The sequence below is a fragment of the Microvirga sp. HBU67558 genome (assembly GCF_018069605.1).
GTDB classification, from domain to species: Bacteria; Pseudomonadota; Alphaproteobacteria; order Rhizobiales; family Beijerinckiaceae; genus Microvirga; species Microvirga terrae.
Genome location: NZ_JAGPUP010000339.1, coordinates 1 through 1,793 on the forward strand (window position 1 = coordinate 1; position 1,793 = coordinate 1,793).

Annotated in this window: 3 protein-coding genes; all 3 read right to left on the reverse strand. The window is 59.5% G+C overall.

Translation table 11 applies throughout. From position 1 onward, the window contains the following. On the reverse strand, window positions 1-185 hold a 185-nt coding region (locus KBI52_RS01650), incomplete at its 3' end, for a biotin carboxylase N-terminal domain-containing protein (RefSeq protein WP_210804892.1). A gap of 66 nt (window positions 186-251) precedes the next feature. Next, window positions 252-824: a biotin transporter BioY gene (locus KBI52_RS01655; protein ID WP_210804893.1), complete on the reverse strand. Its 573-nt coding sequence runs from the start codon at window positions 822-824 to the stop codon at window positions 252-254. A gap of 291 nt (window positions 825-1,115) precedes the next feature. Then, the coding region (locus KBI52_RS01660) for an acyl-CoA carboxylase subunit beta (protein WP_305797867.1) at window positions 1,116-1,793 on the reverse strand (678 nt) is incomplete at its 5' end.

A 1,793-nucleotide genomic window follows, 5' to 3' on the forward strand; every position in this document is an offset into this window, starting at 1 on the left:
ACGAGATAGGACTCGGCCGCTGCGGCGGGTCCGATGTGGACGGCCTCGTCGGCCATGTCCACGTGGAGGGCATCCCGGTCGGCATCGGAATAGACGGCCACGGTCTTGATGCCCATGCGCCGGGCTGTCTTGATGACCCGGCAGGCAATCTCGCCCCGGTTCGCAATCAGGATCTTGTCGAACATTGCGTGGTCTTCGTCTTGGCCCTCCGACATGATTCTGTTGGAGAGCATTCCTCAGGAAAGTGCGAGCTAGATGGCGCGGGCTGTCATTCGGGTCAAAACCGCTTCCAGAGTAACTTTGACAGCTTCCGCAGGAAGGAAGATCAGGAGGCCCGCGGACAGTGCCTTCTCGAAGCCAATCAGTGTCGAGAGCCAAGCCGTTCCAAGAACCATAATGATGGCGTCACCCAACAGAAGAACACCGAACGCTGCGACAACCGAGTGCATTGCTCCACGCTCGCTTAGGGATCCGACAACGCCGGTAGCGACGACGAAGCCCGCAAGGTAGCCAGCAGTCGGGCCTCCAAAACAGGCAAGGCCTCCACCGCTTTGGAATACCGGCAATCCAACTGCCCCCTCGACAAGGTACGCAGCGACCGTTGCGGTTCCTAAACGACCGCCGTATACGACCGCGAGAGCGAGGACCATAAATGATTGCATAGACATCTTCACTGGCCAGAACGGCACTTGGATGTGAGCCGAGACTGCCAGCAGAATCGTGCCGATGAGAACAAGTAAGACGATGCGTAGGCGAGTATTGCCCGGTATTTGAACCCAGAGCCTATTTGCGAGTGTCCGGGATGACATTTGACTCCGAACCATAGGCTTCTCCTCATTCTGTTCAGGTGTAATCTGGAGATAGAAAGAACGGATCGAGCTCTACCGGCGGGCTTGAATCACTAGAGCGGCCACATAATCTGAATGTGTCAGAAGATTTACAGCATCAGGATCAAGGCTACTGACGGCCAATAGGAGCTGCAAAATCTCGTCGATAGGTTCATCTGCGTGACCCTGCCTACCCCTCCCATCAACAAATTCAATGAGCAGCTGAGAGACATCATCGATTTGGATAGAGGCTCGCGTCCGTGAGGCGATGGTCATTGGGTGCTCCTCTCACAGGGGAATGTTATCGTGCTTCTTCCAGGGGCGCTCGCTCTCCTTGTGGCGGAGCATCGCCAGCGCCCGGGCGATCCGACGGCGCGTGGAATGGGGCATGATCACCTCGTCGATGTAGCCCCGTTCGGCCGCCACGAAGGGCGACATGAAGCGGTCCTCGTATTCCTTGGTACGGGCCGCGATCTTGTCCTGGTCGCCGAGATCCTGGCGGAAGATGATCTCCACCGCGCCCTTGGCGCCCATCACGGCGATCTGCGCGGTCGGCCAGGCGTAGTTGATGTCGCCGCCGATATGCTTCGAGGCCATCACGTCATAGGCGCCGCCGAAGGCTTTTCGCGTGATCACGGTAACGAGCGGCACGGTCGCCTCGGAATAGGCGAAGAGCAGCTTGGCGCCGTGCTTGATGAGGCCGCCATATTCCTGCGCGGTGCCCGGCAGGAAGCCCGGCACGTCCTCGAAGGTGACGATCGGGATGTTGAAGGCGTCGCAGAAGCGCACGAAGCGCGCGGCCTTGCGCGAGGCATCGGAGTCGAGCACGCCCGCCAGCACCATCGGCTGGTTGGCCACGAAGCCCACGGTGCGCCCTTCCACGCGGCCGAAGCCAGTGATCATGTTCCGGGCGAAGGATTCCTGGATCTCGAAGAAGTCGCCCTCGTCCACGACCTTCAGGATCAG

What these genes read in the sequence shown, in the direction of transcription:
- KBI52_RS01655 (WP_210804893.1), bottom strand. Translation starts at nt 824, where the DNA reads ATGGTTCGGAGTCAAATGTCATCCCGGACACTCGCAAATAGGCTCTGG.